Source organism: Paenibacillus sp. Y280, assembly GCF_056786335.1.
The window spans coordinates 92,411-108,232 of record NZ_JBXCIW010000008.1 but is presented as its reverse complement, the minus strand read 5'-3'; the positions used below and the strand labels follow the sequence as shown (position 1 = coordinate 108,232).

Sequence of the window (15,822 nt, the reverse complement as noted above, 5' to 3'; positions counted from 1 at the left end):
GTTAGGCAATCATAATGGGGCAAGCGGCTTAAGCAGCTCGTAGCAGCGAAGCTCAGGATAGTAGTGAACGGTATTGTAACCAAGCTTATTGTATAATTGATGGGCTTTATCATTTACCTGATCGACAAACAGCCTGGCTACCTTGCAGTGCTGCTTCCTGCCGTAAGCCTCGCTATGTGCTATTAACGTTCTGCCCCATTGCCTATTTCGATGCTCGGGATGCGTGACCATCATATCTAAATATAAAACCTCACCCATGACTTCAAAATGTATGAAGGAGACCGGTGGGCTTTTTTTGGATAAAGAGGCTACATAAGTAACGCCGCGTCGGAATCGCTTCGGCAGCTCGCGAATTGTCTGGGCATCATGCTGGTGAACCGTATGCGACAAAGGGATCAGCTCGCTCCTAATGAGGCGGACAACCTCTGCTTGATCCAGTCGAGGATCATAAAGTCTTATCATCAACATCATTCCATTTCTGCGGCGCCGAAGGATTGGAACGCTGCATGAGTTTGCCGATTAGAGGCTAAAATAATATATGTGTCAGGGCCGCAAAATGCGCCAATTGCAAATTATGCGAAGAGTTGCTCATGGTTCTTGACGAACGAGGATTCGCGGCATATAATAAAGAAAGTCTTATCTACCACGTACTGGTGTGCGCACCATGTGGTACATATACAATCAGCAATGATGAGGACGAAGTGCTAAGGGCTCTTTTGAACAGAGAGCGGATGGATCAGCTGCAACCATCGCCAAAACCCCTTTTCTACGAGCTCACCTCGGAGCTGTTTCCTTGAAAAGCAACAACGGTATGCTGTTGCCTAATAGGGGAAATCGCAGGGCAAGCGTTACAGTGCCAATAGTATGGACGTATATGCACGACGTTCTTACTTGTGGAGGTTATACATCGGGAGATGTGTAACGAATTTGGGTGGTACCACGGAAGATATACCTTTCGTCCCTCGTTGCTTTGTTTTTGAAGCATGAGGAGCGAAAGGTTTTTTTGTTTTTTCAGAGAGGAGGATGACTGATGGTAACGCAAGGTGCAACACTGAAGTCAAAAGAGGAATTGAAGGAAAGGCTCTCGAAGCCCGAGGTCATTAGTGGTTCAGAAATATTGCTGCGCAGTCTGCTGCTTGAGGGTGTAGATTGTGTATTCGGCTATCCTGGTGGAGCAGTGTTGTACATTTACGACGCGATGCACGGAAACCCCGATTTCAATCATTTACTCACTCGTCACGAGCAAGGCGCGATTCACGCGGCTGACGGCTACGCCCGCGCAAGCGGTAAAGTAGGCGTTTGTATCGCAACCTCAGGTCCTGGGGCAACGAACCTGGTTACGGGTATCGCGACAGCATATATGGATTCTGTACCGTTAGTTGTCATTACGGGCAACGTCATTTCCAGCCTTATCGGAAGCGATGCGTTCCAAGAAGCGGATATTACAGGCATTACGATGCCAATCACGAAGCACAGCTACTTGGTGCGCGATGTAGAAGATTTGCCGCGCATTATACATGAAGCATTCCACATTGCCAACACTGGCCGCAAAGGTCCAGTATTGATTGATATACCAAAGGACATCTCGGCGGCAACAACGTTGTTCAAGCCCGTAACGGATGTAAGCATCCGCGGCTACAACCCGACGGTTTCGCCAAACAAGAATCAAGTCGACAAGCTCATTAAAGCCATTGAGCAGGCAGAGCGTCCCATCATTCTCGCTGGCGGCGGAGTTGTATATTCCGGCGGTCACGAAGAGCTGTTCGAGTTCGTAACGAAAACGCAAATTCCGATTACGACGACATTGCTTGGACTCGGAGCTTTCCCAAGCGGGAATGAGCTGTTCTTGGGCATGCCAGGTATGCATGGCACTTATACGGCTAACAAATCGATTCAAAGTGCGGATTTGCTTATCAACATCGGCGCCCGGTTCGATGACCGTGTAACCGGTAAGCTGTCCGGCTTCGCTCCGCTTGCGAAAATCGTTCATATCGATATCGATCCAGCGGAAATCGGCAAAAACGTACCAACTGACGTTCCGATCGTAGGTGACGTGAAGACGGTTCTCCAGCTTGTTAACAAGCAAGCTAAACGCGCGGATAAAGCGGATGACTGGCGTGCGAAGCTTAAAGCTTCATGTGCGGAATACCCGTTCAGCTACTCGGATTCCGAGGTTGAGCTTAAGCCGCAATGGGTCGTTGAGCTTATTCACGAAACGACTGGCGGAGACGCGATTGTAACGACTGACGTTGGCCAGCATCAAATGTGGGCTGCACAGTATTACAAATTCAACAAGCCGCGGTCATGGGTAACCTCCGGCGGTTTGGGTACAATGGGCTTCGGCTTCCCTTCCGCTATCGGCGCCCAAATGGCGAATCCGGACCGCGTAGTCGTTTCCATCAACGGTGACGGAGGCTTTCAAATGTGCGCGCAGGAGCTGGCTATTTGCGCAATCAATAATATTCCAGTCAAGGTTGTTATTATTAATAACCAGGTGCTCGGGATGGTTCGCCAGTGGCAGGAGCTTATCTACGATAATCGCTACAGCCATATCGATCTTTCCGGCAGTCCAGACTTCGTTAAGCTTTCCGAGGCTTACGGCGTGAAAGGCTTCCGCGCTACGAACAAAGAGGAAGCGCGCACCGCATGGGAAGAAGCGCTCCGCCATCCAGGTCCAGCAGTCGTTGAGTTCGTCGTTCGCAAAGAAGAGAACGTGTATCCAATGGTTGCACAAGGAAGCACCATCGACGAAATGATCATGGGGGATGCGGAATGAAAAAACACACGATCGCAGTAATCGTCAACGATCAGCCCGGCGTTCTGCAGCGCGTATCCGGCTTGTTCGGACGCCGCGGCTTCAATATTGAGAGCATTACAGTTGGTTCCAGCGAAGAGGCAGGCTTGTCGCGTATGGTCATCGTCACTACAGGTGATGACCATACCCTCGAGCAGGTTACGAAGCAATTGTACAAGCTGATCGACGTTATTAAAGTTATTGATCTCAGCTCCAACCCGATGGTCGCACGCGAGCTTGCCTTAATTAAGGTAAACGCGGAGCCGGCATCACGTCCTGAAATTCTTGGCGTAGTAGAAACGTTTCGAGCAGCGGTTGTTGACATCGGCACTCATTCGCTTATTGTACAAGTAGTAGGTGACACGGAGAAAATCGATGCAATGGTCGAGCTGCTTAAGCCTTATGGCATTCGCGAGCTGTCGCGTACGGGAGTAACTTCGCTAAACAGAGGCAACGTCAAGTAATTATTACCATTCATTCAACATCCCCGCTTTGAGCGGGAGTTTAAGGGGAGAACCGCTGCGTATGGGTCATTCTCTGCTTAAACACCCGCTCAAAAGGGTTAAATTAAAGGAGGCAATTATTAAAATGGCAGTTACAATGTACTATGAAAAAGACGCGGATCAAGGCGTACTACAAGGTAAAACAATCGCAGTTATCGGTTACGGCAGCCAAGGTCACGCGCAAGCGCAAAACCTTCGCGACAGCGGCTTGAAAGTAATTATCGGACTTCGCCCTGGTAAATCTGCAGACGTTGCTAAGAAAGACGGCTTTGAAGTACTTACAGTTGCTGAAGCAACTAAAGTAGCTGACGTTGTTCAAATTTTGCTTCCTGACGAAACGCAAGCGAAAGTATACACAGACGAAATCGCTCCTAACCTCAAAAAAGGCGCGGCTCTTATGTTCTCACACGGCTTCAACATTCACTACGGTCAAATCGTTCCTAACGCAGATACTGACGTATTCCTAGTTGCTCCAAAATCTCCAGGTCACATGGTTCGTCGTACGTACCAAGAGGGCTTTGGCGTTCCTGGACTTATCGCAATCGAGCAAGATGCTACAGGCAATGCTAAAGCTATCGGTCTTGCATATGCTAAAGGTATCGGCTGTACACGTGCAGGCGTTATCGAAACTTCTTTCAAAGAAGAAACAGAAACAGATTTGTTCGGTGAGCAAGCTGTTCTTTGCGGCGGCGCTTCCGCACTAGTTAAAGCAGGCTTCGAAACGCTTGTTGAAGCTGGCTACGCTCCAGAAATGGCTTACTTCGAGTGCTTGCACGAGCTTAAACTGATCGTTGACATGATGTATGAGGGCGGAATTTCGTCGATGCGCGATTCCATCTCCAACACTGCAGAATACGGCGACTATGTAACTGGTCCTCGCATTGTTACGGAAGAGACGAAGAAAGAAATGAAACGTGTATTGGAAGATATCCAATCCGGCCGTTTCGCTCGTGACTTCATCTTGGAAAACCAATCGAACCGTGCTATGCTTACAGCTACACGCCGTAACGAAGCAGCTCATCCAATCGAGCAAACAGGCGCACAGCTTCGTGAATTGATGCACTGGATCAAGAAGTAATAACAGATAGAATGAACGACCATATCCCGGTACGCCGGAGTGCAAGGCGAAGCGGCTTACGTTTCGCCTTGCAGCTTCATCCGCGTGCCGGGATCATTCTGTTCACGGAGGTGCATGGCACAAATGCGGAAAATTTATGTTTTCGATACAACGCTTCGTGACGGAGAGCAATCTCCGGGTGTAAACCTGAACACGAAGGAAAAGGTAGAGATTGCCCTTCAGCTTGAGAAGCTTGGCGTGGATCGTATGGAGGCTGGATTCCCTGCAGCATCCCCTGGCGATCTTGCAGCGGTTAATGCGGTTGCGCGCGCAGTTAAGAACGCAACGGTCATCGGCCTCTCACGCTCCCGCGAGCAAGATATTGATGCGGTTCGTGAAGCGCTTATCGGCGCACAGGATCCGTGCATTCACGTATTTCTAGCTACAAGCCCGATTCACCGCAAGCATAAGCTGCGGATGGAGAAGGATCAGGTTCTGGAAACCGCAGAGCGTGCGATTCGTTATGCGCGTAAATACTTTGACAAAGTCGAGTTTTCCGCAGAGGATGCCGGACGTACGGAGCTGGATTTTCTATGCCAGGTAACGGAGATGGCGATCAAAGCAGGGGCTTCGGTCGTTAATATTCCGGATACGGTCGGTTATATGAACCCGCAGGAATTCGGCAATATTTTCAAGACGCTTAAGGAAAACGTGCCGAATATCGAAACGATCCAGCTAAGCGCGCATTGTCATGATGATCTTGGTATGGCGACAGCCAATTCGCTTGCCGCGATTCTAAATGGCGCTGACCAAGTTGAGGGTACGATCAACGGAATTGGAGAGCGTGCCGGCAATACGGCAATCGAAGAGATTGCCATGGCACTTGCGACGCGTCCCGATTTCTTCGGTGCTCAAACGACGCTTAACCTGAAGGAAATTGCGAAGACGAGCCGCCTTGTCAGCAAGCTGACAGGCATGGTCGTTCCAGGCAACAAAGCGATTGTCGGCGCCAATGCATTCGCGCATGAGTCCGGCATTCATCAGGACGGCATGCTGAAGGAAAAGACAACTTACGAGATTATCTCGCCTGATACGATCGGCCTTAAGGAATCGAAGCTTGTTCTTGGCAAGCACTCCGGACGCCATGCGTTCCGCGAGAAGCTGATCGATCTTGGCTATGAGCTTGAGGATGAAGCGGTCAACACGGCTTTCGCCAGATTTAAGGATTTGGCTGACCGCAAGAAAACGGTAAGCGATGAAGATATTCTTGCCCTTCTTGAGGAGAAGCTTATTGATACGCCGGAAGTATTCAGCTTGGAGGCGATCCAAGTGAGCTACGGCAATCAATCTACGCCAAGCGCTTCCGTCCGGATTCGCAAAGTCGATGGCGAGATCGTCGAAGAAGTGGCAATCGGCAACGGTTCCGTTGATGCGATCTACAATGCTATCGATAAAGTTACGCAGGAAAATGTTGAGCTTGAAGACTATTCGATTAAGTCGGTCTCACAAGGCAAGGATGCACAGGGCGAGGTACATGTTGTTTTAAAGCAGGATGAAGTTTCTGCTCAAGGCCGTGGACTAAGCACGGATATTCTAGAGGCAAGCGCACGCGCCTATATCGATGCGCTTAACCGCCTGATCGAGAAGCGGAAGTCACCAGGCCGTCGCGATAAGATGAGTTTGATCTAATTTTTGCAAAAAAGGACAGTAAGCCAAGGAAACTTGCGGCTTACTGTCTTTCTTTGTTTACAGGCATTTGTTTCATATTTGTATGGAATTTATACTGGCTCTATAGTCATAGTCTATAGAGTCAATAGTTTTTATATCTTTGTAATCACACCGCTTTTATGGTACAAATGATAATAGAATGAGAATGAGTGTATAACTTGTCGAATCCAAGCGGTGCTGCTTTGGATGGATAAGTTTAATCGAAAACGAGGAGTGTTACTTTAACTATGTCAGACGTAAAAAAAATTGCAGTTATTGCCGGCGACGGTATCGGACCTGAGGTTGTTGGCGAAGCGCTGAAAGTGCTCAAAAAAACAGAAGAGCTTTATGGCTACAAATTCGAAACATCGCACGGCTTGTTCGGCGGTATTGCGATTGATGAGAAGGGTACTCCGCTTCCACAAGAGACGCTTGAGCTTTGCAAAGGCGCGGACGCAGTATTGCTTGGCGCTGTTGGCGGCCCGAAATGGGACAACAACTCGAAGGAGCTTCGTCCAGAGACTGGCCTTCTCGGCATTCGCAAAGCGCTTGGCTTGTTCTCCAACATCCGCCCAGCTACGGTGTTTGATTGCTTGAAAGAGGCTTCCACATTGAAGCCGGAAGTTCTTGAAGGCACTGATCTTGTCGTTGTTCGCGAGTTGACTGGCGGCATTTACTTTGGTGAGAAGTTCCGCCGTGAAGGCGCTGGCGGCGAAGAAGCGGTTGATACTTGCGTTTATAATGTACAGGAAATCGAGCGTATCGTACGCCAAGCATTCGATATCGCAATGACTCGCGGCAAACGTCTTGCATCGGTAGATAAAGCGAACGTGCTAGAAACATCACGTCTATGGCGTGAGGTTGTTAACCGGATCGCTCCTGAATATCCTGAAGTTGAGCTTGAGCATGTGCTTGTCGATAACTGCGCGATGCAATTGCTGCGCCGCCCTTCGAGCTTTGATGTCATCGTTACGGAAAACATGTTCGGCGATATTCTTAGCGATGAAGCTGCGATGCTGACTGGATCGATCGGCATGCTCTCATCTGCTTCGCTAGGCGAAGGAAGCTTTGGCTTGTACGAGCCGGTACATGGTTCAGCACCTGATATCGCTGGTCAAGGTATCTCGAACCCAATTGCAACTATTCTCTCGGTTGCTCTTATGTTCCGACTAACGTTTGGCTATCACGAAGCTGCTGCTGCAATCGAAGCTGCCGTGAAAGAAGTGCTTGACGCAGGACACCGTACTGGCGATATTGCTGTTGATAAAAGCAAAGCAATCGGAACGACTGAAATGGGCGATTTGATCGTAGCTGCTCTTAAAAAATAATTGGTAGATTATAATAATTATAATTAAATACTAATTATAATATTGACTTCATTCTAGACTAGTGATACTATTTACTAGGTAAGTCACACAGACGAAGTGACATAAACAATAAAAATTTATGGATAGGTCAAGGAGGTTTTCAATAATGGCAGAGCGTTTGGTAGGCCGTCAGGCCCCAGATTTTTCGATGGAAACAGCAACAGGTGACGGTAAAGATTTCGGTACAGCATCTCTTGCAGATTACAAAGGCAAATGGTTGGTATTGTTCTTCTACCCACTAGATTTCACATTCGTTTGCCCAACTGAAATCACTGCTTTGAGCTTGGCTGCAGCTGAATTCAAAAAATTGAACACTGAAATTCTTGGTGTCAGCATTGATAGCAAACATAGCCACCGTGCATGGATCAACACGCCGGTTAATGATAATGGCCTAGGCCAACTAGAATTCCCACTTGCTGCAGACATCACGAAGAGCGTTGCTCGTGACTACGGCGTATTGATCGAAGAAGAAGGCATAGCGCTTCGCGGCCTATTCATCATCAACCCAGAAGGCGAAGTACAATACCAAGTTGTTAACCACAACAACGTTGGCCGCAGTGTTGACGAGACACTTCGCGTATTGCAAGCTTTGCAATCCGGCGGTCTTTGCCCAATCAACTGGAAACCAGGTCAACAAACTTTGGTATCGAAATAATAGATTTCGAGACCGTTATTCAAAACCCGCGCCATAAGATGGCGCGGGTTTTTTTTTTAGGCCCTGGAGGCGGATATTATGATGCAAAAGCAGGAATTCAACCATACTGAGCGAATAATGTATACTTAGTCACAGAGCTCAAAAAATTGCTAGGTTTGCTTTCGAAGTGGTTTGCATTCGCAAACCTTAAGTTGATGCTTACGAAGTAGGTTTGCACCCGCAAACCTTAAGTTGATGCTTACGAAGCTGGTTTGCACCCGCAAACCTTTAGGAGGAGTCGTCAATGAGTTTTTGCTGTGGAGCTAGTATGATTGGAACAAAGGGAACGCTAAAGCATTTCCGAACGCATATTCATAATGTACCTATTATGTTTTGTCCGGTATGCCATCGAGTGGACATCCATTATTTAATCGAAAATGAATACGAGATATTAGCCGAATATGCACATGGCGACGGCGCCGCCGAAGTTGATTTTCAAGACTATGTGGAGCAAGAAGGCAAGGCGCTGCTTGAAAACTGCGTTAATCATGAGAATGAGGATCCTATGGACGTTGTCCATAGTCAAATTGATATGGCACTTGATTTGCTTAGCTTCGCTAAGCAGATTGAAGACACGGAGTGGCAGCTTGTACTTAAGAAGCGTCTTGGGATGCTGAATAACAGAAGGAATAAGCTCCGTAAACGCCGTACATCCGTTTAGATTTTTAAACATGAATGGTGAGCCTCCTTTTCGGGGGCTTTTCTTTTTTAAAATAAGTGAAGATCTTCTCATAATGTACCCCCTGAAACCGGTCAGACAGAAACGAATCATACTAGTAGTGAGGTGGAGCGGTTGTTACTTGTATTGTTCAAACGCTTTCTGCGGAAGTCTGCTTCCACAGATGCTGCGGAGGATGAGCAGAAGCTTACTCCCGAACAATGGGTTGCTCGAATTCGTCAAGGCGATGAGCTGCTTCGAGAGCAGTTCATAGCAGATTACAAGCCTTATATAATGAAAGTAACAAGTCGATTTTGCAAACGGTACATAGATCCGAATCAAGATGATGAATTCAGCGTGGCGCTGCTCGCTTTTAATGAAGCGATCAATCAGTTCGACAGCCATGCGGGCAAATCATTTATCGGATTTTCTGAAACCGTCATTCGCCGTCGGCTTATTGACCATGTCCGAAAAGAACAAAGGCATTCTCAGGTTGTACCTTATAGCATGTACGATTCCGAGGATGAGGAGCAGCCGCAATACAATTCCGTTGAAACCAGGCAAGCGTTGAATGCATTTGAAGTTAAGCGGACCGAAGACGAGAGAAGGCAGGAGATCAGTGAGCTTAATCAAGAGCTTCTAAGGTTCGGGATTTCTTTTGCAGAGCTGGTTGAAGTCTCCCCCAAGCATGCAGACTCCAGAAGGCTGTTGATCGGAATTGCGCAAACACTTGTGAGTGAGGCTGATTTATTCGAATCGTTAAGATTAACGAAAAAGCTAGCGGTAAAAGAGCTTACCGAAATGTGCGGCGTTTCCCGCAAAACGGTTGAGCGCAACCGAAAATATATTATTGCGATCGCACTTATTATTTCTGGCACATACCCATACATGCACGATTACTTACATATAACCGATGACCGAATGGATCTGAATAAGGAGGCAAGCAAATGAAACGTGGAGTCGTTATGAGCATTCATAAGCAGCACGCCGTTGTAATGACGGCAGACGGCCAATTTTTGCAAGCCCCTATTCAAGGGAAGCCGGAAATAGGTGAAGAAATAACATTTGAAGAGGAATTTAAGAAGCCGCGTACGTTTAAACCAGCTTATTGGTATACGAGTGCTGCGGCGGTAATGCTGCTGGTTTTCCTTCCTATTTTGCTCGTTATGCAGCAGGATAAAAATCCTGTTGTCGCCTATGTAAGCATGGATATTAATCCAAGCGTTGAGCTAGGCGTGGACAAGAACGATAAGGTTCGGGAGCTGAATGCGTTAAATGAGGACGGCGAGCTTATTATTAAAGGGCTAGTATATAAAGGAGTTAACGTTGAAACGGTAGCCGCTTCTATTCTAGAGAGGGCTAAAGGCTCACATTATCTCGATACGCCAAACAAAAATATTTTTATAACGAGCATGCTGTTAGACGACAATTCTGCACTTAAACTCGATTATGAGCAAATTTTGACGGGAAAAGTCGATCGGACGCTTCGGAATTTATTAACACAGCTGGCAGCAGAGGCGGCTAGCGCGAATATTACAACGCTGTCGGTACCAAATGAAGTGCGTGAGGAAGCGGCCGCGAATGGCATTTCTTCAGGTAAAATGGCCGTGTATTTGATGGCGAAGGACGAGGGTTATACGCTCGAAATGGAGCAGCTCAAGCATAACTCCATCGATAAAGCTACGGAGCCGCTTGGCGGCTTGAAGACGATCGTAGATAATGCGGAAGACTTAAGCAAGCAAAAGCTGAAGGATCTAGTTGCACGAGAAAAAAAGGAGAAGGCCAAGCAGCAAAAGGCTGACGAAAAGACGAATACAACTAAGCCTGCAGCTACCCCTAAATCCAATAAACCGGTGAAAGCAACAAAGCCGGAGAAGCCCTTCAGCAGTGATGTGAATAATGCGGCGGTTACGACGAAACCAGGCAAGAACGGGGCATGGAACGGTAAACCTACTATAACACCAGGGAAATCGAATAAGCCAAGCTCGCCCAATAGACCTAATGCCGATAAAAAGGAAAACAAGAATAAGGAAGACAAGAATAAAGATAAAGATAAAGATAATGGCAAGGACAAGGACAAGGAGTGGTACCGCAACTGGGACCGCTCCAATGACGATGATAAAGATCGAAACGATAACTGGAACGAAAATAACAATAAATGGCAACACGGTCATGAAGATGAAGACATCAGCAAAGATAACAAGGATCGAAGGGAAAGAGAAAATAGCGGCAGGGAAGGCAAACGGGAAGATAAAAAAAGGGAAGAAATGAATGAGGAAGATAATAACAGAAACGATCGAAATGACAAAGCTAGCAATGACAATGATCGTTAGTTTTACAGGCTCACAAATGCAAAAAATAAATAAAAAGCAGTAGGGGACCCGAGTCCTAATTGGCGTAGGGTATGACCCTGCGCCTATTTCCTTCCTAAAATTCGACAGTATTTCCGATTGACAGCGATTGTAAACTCGTCCTATGATTAGTAGTAACTGTAACCGCTATCTATAGATATTGCCCGGGAGGAGTACAAGATGCAGGCCATTCGAAAGCGCTATTTCCCGGCGCTTGCCGAGTATATACGAAGTGGTAAGGAAGTATCACTATTCCATGCCAACGAGCTGGGCAAGGAGCTTTACGGAATAAACCCGGAGGAAATTATTGCCGTTCATGAGGAGTGCATTCAGTCTTTAGCTGCCAATGTTGATTCGGAGGAAGCGATAAGACTATACAATCGTTCTTTCGTTTTCTTAATGGAAATTATGGTAGCCTGTCGTTTTCGATTACAGCCTGAGCGATCGAACGAGCAGAAATTCAGCGAAATGCGTGAAATGCTTTTTCGATCCAATCGATCTTTCGAAATGGTTAAAAATAAATACGAAAACGTATTGCAGCATATGGACAGCGGTATTGCATTATTTGACAACGATGGCATATTATCGTTTATCAATGTACAGATGGCTAAGCTGCTGGACATTCCTCGAAAGACGTTAATAGGTTGTTCAATAAAAGAAATATTAAGACACCGGCAGCTTACCAATTCGACGAAGAGAACGATTTTGAGACTTTACAAGGAAATGTTTCTTTTGCATAGTCGGTACTATGAATTCCAACACAAAGATGGCAAACATCTATTGGTAACGGTTACATACGGTGATCAATTAGACGGTGATTTTCTAATTAGTGTGAAGGATGTCTCAGAGTATAAGCAAATTGAACAGACGGCATTACAGAATGACAAGCTTGCCATGCTAGGAAAAATTGCTGCTGCTATCGCCCATGAAATTCGCAATCCCTTAACGAGTATTAGAGGTTTTATCCAATTGCTTCGGCCTTATTTAATGGAAGTAGGCAAAGAAGAGTATGCGCGTATTATTTTGACGGAAATTGACAGGGCTAACGATATTATTTATGAATTTCTTAATTCGTCCAAGCCATCAGCACCAATGAAGCAGTTGGTGTCTATCGATCATTTGATTAAAGAAGTGGTGCTTCTAACGGAAAGTGAAGCGCTTATGCGGAATTGTGAAATTAAGGCGGAGTGCTATTGCTCAGAGCATTACGTTTCGATTGATGTGAAGCAGGTGAAGCAGGTCATATTGAATATCGTCAAAAATTCACTTGATGCCATCGAGGAGATACAAGGCGAACGAAGAGGCTTGATCGATATCATCACGCGCAGCAGCGGTCAATTTGCCGAAATTGTTATAAAGGATAATGGCAAAGGAATGGACAAGGCGACGATGAGTCGGCTGTTCGATCCTTTCTTTACGACGAAGCAGACGGGCACAGGGCTTGGTTTATCGGTGAGCTACCGTATCGTACGCAATCACAATGGTACCATTCGCGTAGACAGCCAAGCCGGGGTTGGAACAGAGTTTATCATTACACTGCCGTTAGCCGAATGAAGGCTTCAAGAGAGATTAAATTTCATCAGGCTATTTAAATTAAGAATGGAACAACTAAAAGCCCACCTCCCCCAATAGGGAGGGGCTTTTTTGTTTTAGCCTTGAATTTTAAACATGGAAAAGTCGAAGGACGTTCGGTATAATGAGTTTGAAAAACGTGTTGATTGTATGCAATTCATGCAGGATACATATATGGTTTTATTTTAAGAAAGCGAGGAAATACAAATGAGTGCTCAATTCACATATGGGGTTCGTGGTGCAGAACAGGCGGCTAAAGATGCGGTCGTTCGATTCGTAAGCAAAAATGAGCTTAACGGGGCTGGTGCGATTGTGCAGCCGCAAATCGATGATGCGCTGAGAGGACAGTACGCCAGAGGTTTGTTTAAAGCAGAATCGGAGCAAACCGAGGTTGTTGCGACTTTAGGCCTCTATCCCGCAGCGTATATTGTTTTTGTTGGACTTGAGATGGATGGTGAGGCAACGAGCCTGCGCCTAGCGGCAGCAGCGGCTGCCAAAGCGCTCAAAAAACTGCGTGCCGAGTCCGTACAATTGCTGCTTTCGGAACAATTGCTGGAGTGCTCGAAAGCAAAGCTTGGTGCCGATCGTTCGGCACAAGCGCTGACAGAAGGGTTGCTGCTCGCGCTTCACGTGCGTCAGCCGCTCAACCGTGAGCAGAGTGAGCGATTTACGTTGAAGGAGGTTGCTTTTGTACCTCAAGGTGCAGCTATAACGGAAGAGGAAGCTGCGTCATGGAAGCAAGGCATTGCTAAGGGCAAGCTGTTTGCTGAAGGCGTTAACTTAGCCCGCGATCTGACTAATTTGCCGGGCAATGATCTTACGCCTGAGCGTCTGGCTCATCATGCGGAAGAGCTCGCTCGTGAGCTTGATTTGGAAATTGAAGTCATCGATGAGTGGAGTGCGGCAGAGCAGCGAATGGGCGGCTTGCTTGGTGTAGGCCAAGGCAGTATAAATCCGCCTCGTATGATCGTTATCCATTATAAAGGCGATCCAAGCTCCGAAGAAGCTTGGGGACTGATCGGTAAAGGCATTACGTTTGATACAGGCGGCATCTCCTTGAAGAGAGCAGAAGGCATGCAGGAAATGATCTCGGATATGGGCGGGGCTGCTGCTGTGCTTGGAGCGATGCGCGTTATTGGCGAGCTGAAGCCTGCAATCAATGTCATTGCGGTCATTCCAACCGCTGAGAATATGCCTTCTGATCGTGCGATTAAGCCTGGCGACGTGCTTCGTATGATGAGCGGCCATACCGTAGAAGTTGTAAATACCGACGCAGAGGGAAGATTGGTGCTGGCCGACGGCCTGACGACCGCCATTACAAGGGGCGCGACTCGCTTGGTAGACGTGGCCACGCTGACAGGTGCAGTCTCTGTTGCGCTTGGCACCCAAGCAACGGGCGCGGTTACAAATAATGACCAGCTCTTTAAGCAAGTGCAGTCGGCTTCTGAGCGTGCGGGCGAGAGAATATGGCAGCTGCCATCTTACCCGGAATATAAGAAGCAGATTAAGAGCGATGCTGCTGATTTGAAAAATAGCGGGGGCAGAGATGCCGGGACGATTACCGGAGGATTGTTCATCGGACATTTTGCTGAAGGACTGCCTTGGGTTCATCTTGATATCGGCGGCACGGCATGGCTAGAATCGAGCAGAGGCTGGGAGACTAAAGGCGCTACCGGCGTTATGGTTAGAACCTTAATCGAGTTGATCGTACACCAAGAGTAGGCAGAAATAAGGAAATAGCAGATGCTGCGGAATCGGATATGAATGAAAAAAGCTCTTTCTTTTGCATAAAGCTTGCGAAAAGAAGGGCTTTTTTTTGGCGAAATTGAGGTGCAGGAACGAAAATGCGAATCGGAATAGGGGTATACTGAGATGAATGCAATTAATCGACGTAAAAATGATTGGTTAGCGTATAACCCGCCGGCGACCATTGGTGCGGACGAGCTTGACACGTACTGGCAGGACATATTGCTCCGTTATAAGCAGAAGCCTCTAGATATAGCGAGAGAATCGCTGGATACTCCTCTTGCGGCTGTAAGGACAGAACGTATAACGTACAAGGGGAGCGATGATACGCTGATTCATGGCTTGTATATTGTTCCGCAGCATGGCTTGGAAGGCAATAAGCTCCCTTGTATCGTCATCTATCAGGGCTACGCAAACGATAAAGGATTGCCTGAGCGATATGCAGCATGGCTGCTGCTTGGCTATGCTGTATTTGCAGTCGATGCGCGCGGACAAGGAGGAGAAACCGGAAACTTGCTAACATCCAGCGAAGGCGCGGTTAAAGGCTGGGTTTCACAGGGGATCGCGAGTATTGAGCATAGCTACTATCAAGCGATAACGATGGACGCAGTAAGGGCGGTTGAGGTGGCGGCGCTTCAGCTAGAGGTGGATGACAACCGAATAGCCGTTTTCGGCGCAAGTCAGGGCGGCGGACTGGCGCTGCTTGCTGCTGCACTAAATCCTAAGGTAAGCGCGGTCGTGTCTGATATTCCGAATATGTGCCATATGGATTACGGCATCATGCATTCAACGGGGTCGCTGACCGAAATTGCACAGTATATCAAGCGGTATCCGGAACGATTAAGCATGGTGCTGACTACGCTAGCCCATTTTGATTTATTGAACTTGGCGGAGCGCATTAAAGCGCCTGTTCTGATGTCGGTCGGCTGGAAGGACACTGTTTGCCTGCCAGAGACGGTTTACGCTGTATATAATCGGATTCGTTCGCAAAAACAGCTGAATGACTACCCTTTTTCCGGTCATGAAGTGAACGAGTATCAGACTCGCGCAGCTATTTTATTTTTGCAGGAAGCGCTCGCAAGGCATTAGCCTTCAGATTCCACCAATTTCTGGATACGGCATCCAATTGATGCTCGCTTGATTGTCCGAGAACGACAATCAATGCTTGAAATGGATGATATTGATGCTAATATGATCATGGAAGGTGAGCGTACTATGTACTAAGATATAAGGGAGCTATTAAGAGGTGTCCAAAAGACAGCATGAATTGATGGTTTTTCGTAATGACCATACAGAAAAGAGCAATTTGGAGACGATTTGAGCAAGTGCAAGTTGGCGGGCATGTATGGCGAGCTTCGCCTTAGAAAATAATA

Annotated in this window: 13 protein-coding genes; 12 read left to right on the top strand and 1 reads right to left on the bottom strand. The window is 47.2% G+C overall.

Annotation, left to right across the window (positions count from 1 at the left end; translation table 11 throughout):
- Positions 1 to 9: 9 nt before the first annotated feature.
- Entirely contained in the window at positions 10 to 462 is a 453-nt protein-coding gene (locus tag AC1TPC_RS12970) for a GNAT family N-acetyltransferase (protein ID WP_482067265.1), read from the bottom strand.
- A gap of 568 nt (positions 463 to 1,030) precedes the next feature.
- Between AC1TPC_RS12970 and ilvB the strand changes: the two genes are divergently transcribed.
- The 12 genes from ilvB (at position 1,031) to AC1TPC_RS12910 (ending at position 15,538) form a co-directional block, all read left to right on the top strand.
- On the top strand, positions 1,031 to 2,776 hold the full coding sequence (gene ilvB / locus AC1TPC_RS12965) for a biosynthetic-type acetolactate synthase large subunit (RefSeq protein WP_482067264.1): 1,746 nt from the start codon (positions 1,031 to 1,033) through the stop codon (positions 2,774 to 2,776).
- Positions 2,773 to 3,258 carry an acetolactate synthase small subunit gene (gene ilvN, locus AC1TPC_RS12960; protein ID WP_482067263.1) on the top strand — a complete coding sequence of 162 codons (486 nt, stop codon included), beginning with the start codon at positions 2,773 to 2,775 and terminating at the stop codon, positions 3,256 to 3,258. Before ilvB ends, ilvN begins: the two co-directional genes overlap by 4 nt.
- 124 nt (positions 3,259 to 3,382) lie before the next feature.
- A complete protein-coding gene (gene ilvC, locus AC1TPC_RS12955) occupies positions 3,383 to 4,375 on the top strand; it encodes a ketol-acid reductoisomerase (RefSeq protein WP_482067262.1) in 993 nt (330 codons plus the stop codon).
- A gap of 123 nt (positions 4,376 to 4,498) precedes the next feature.
- Positions 4,499 to 6,043 carry a 2-isopropylmalate synthase gene (locus tag AC1TPC_RS12950; RefSeq protein WP_482067261.1) on the top strand — a complete coding sequence of 515 codons (1,545 nt, stop codon included), beginning with the start codon at positions 4,499 to 4,501 and terminating at the stop codon, positions 6,041 to 6,043.
- A gap of 266 nt (positions 6,044 to 6,309) precedes the next feature.
- Positions 6,310 to 7,389 carry a 3-isopropylmalate dehydrogenase gene (gene leuB, locus AC1TPC_RS12945; RefSeq protein ID WP_482067260.1) on the top strand — a complete coding sequence of 360 codons (1,080 nt, stop codon included), beginning with the start codon at positions 6,310 to 6,312 and terminating at the stop codon, positions 7,387 to 7,389.
- Positions 7,390 to 7,534: 145 nt separating this feature from the next.
- A complete protein-coding gene (locus AC1TPC_RS12940; RefSeq protein ID WP_482067259.1) occupies positions 7,535 to 8,083 on the top strand; it encodes a peroxiredoxin in 549 nt (182 codons plus the stop codon).
- A gap of 283 nt (positions 8,084 to 8,366) precedes the next feature.
- Positions 8,367 to 8,783, top strand: coding sequence for a hypothetical protein (locus AC1TPC_RS12935; protein WP_482067258.1), 417 nt, complete (start codon positions 8,367 to 8,369; stop codon positions 8,781 to 8,783).
- Between the two features lie 132 nt (positions 8,784 to 8,915).
- Positions 8,916 to 9,731 carry an RNA polymerase sigma factor SigI gene (gene sigI, locus AC1TPC_RS12930; protein WP_482067257.1) on the top strand — a complete coding sequence of 272 codons (816 nt, stop codon included), beginning with the start codon at positions 8,916 to 8,918 and terminating at the stop codon, positions 9,729 to 9,731.
- A complete protein-coding gene (locus tag AC1TPC_RS12925; protein WP_482067256.1) occupies positions 9,728 to 11,113 on the top strand; it encodes an anti-sigma factor domain-containing protein in 1,386 nt (461 codons plus the stop codon). Before sigI ends, AC1TPC_RS12925 begins: the two co-directional genes overlap by 4 nt.
- Positions 11,114 to 11,311: 198 nt before the next feature.
- Complete coding sequence (locus AC1TPC_RS12920) at positions 11,312 to 12,685, top strand: ATP-binding protein (protein ID WP_482067255.1); 1,374 nt, start codon at positions 11,312 to 11,314, stop codon at positions 12,683 to 12,685.
- Positions 12,686 to 12,910: 225 nt separating this feature from the next.
- On the top strand, positions 12,911 to 14,425 hold the full coding sequence (locus AC1TPC_RS12915; RefSeq protein ID WP_482067254.1) for a leucyl aminopeptidase: 1,515 nt from the start codon (positions 12,911 to 12,913) through the stop codon (positions 14,423 to 14,425).
- A 150-nt stretch (positions 14,426 to 14,575) separates the two neighbouring features.
- On the top strand, positions 14,576 to 15,538 hold the full coding sequence (locus AC1TPC_RS12910) for an acetylxylan esterase (RefSeq protein WP_482067253.1): 963 nt from the start codon (positions 14,576 to 14,578) through the stop codon (positions 15,536 to 15,538).
- The last annotated feature ends 284 nt before the right edge of the window (positions 15,539 to 15,822 follow it).

Bases quoted from the DNA above. Each gene is read 5' to 3' on its own strand.
- AC1TPC_RS12970 (WP_482067265.1), bottom strand. From the start codon at position 462: ATGATAAGACTTTATGATCCTCGACTGGATCAAGCAGAGGTTGTCCGC.
- ilvB (WP_482067264.1), top strand. From the start codon at position 1,031: ATGGTAACGCAAGGTGCAACACTGAAGTCAAAAGAGGAATTGAAGGAA.
- ilvN (WP_482067263.1), top strand. From the start codon at position 2,773: ATGAAAAAACACACGATCGCAGTAATCGTCAACGATCAGCCCGGCGTT.
- ilvC (WP_482067262.1), top strand. From the start codon at position 3,383: ATGGCAGTTACAATGTACTATGAAAAAGACGCGGATCAAGGCGTACTA.
- AC1TPC_RS12950 (WP_482067261.1), top strand. From the start codon at position 4,499: ATGCGGAAAATTTATGTTTTCGATACAACGCTTCGTGACGGAGAGCAA.
- leuB (WP_482067260.1), top strand. From the start codon at position 6,310: ATGTCAGACGTAAAAAAAATTGCAGTTATTGCCGGCGACGGTATCGGA.
- AC1TPC_RS12940 (WP_482067259.1), top strand. From the start codon at position 7,535: ATGGCAGAGCGTTTGGTAGGCCGTCAGGCCCCAGATTTTTCGATGGAA.
- AC1TPC_RS12935 (WP_482067258.1), top strand. From the start codon at position 8,367: ATGAGTTTTTGCTGTGGAGCTAGTATGATTGGAACAAAGGGAACGCTA.
- AC1TPC_RS12925 (WP_482067256.1), top strand. From the start codon at position 9,728: ATGAAACGTGGAGTCGTTATGAGCATTCATAAGCAGCACGCCGTTGTA.
- AC1TPC_RS12920 (WP_482067255.1), top strand. From the start codon at position 11,312: ATGCAGGCCATTCGAAAGCGCTATTTCCCGGCGCTTGCCGAGTATATA.
- AC1TPC_RS12915 (WP_482067254.1), top strand. From the start codon at position 12,911: ATGAGTGCTCAATTCACATATGGGGTTCGTGGTGCAGAACAGGCGGCT.
- AC1TPC_RS12910 (WP_482067253.1), top strand. From the start codon at position 14,576: ATGAATGCAATTAATCGACGTAAAAATGATTGGTTAGCGTATAACCCG.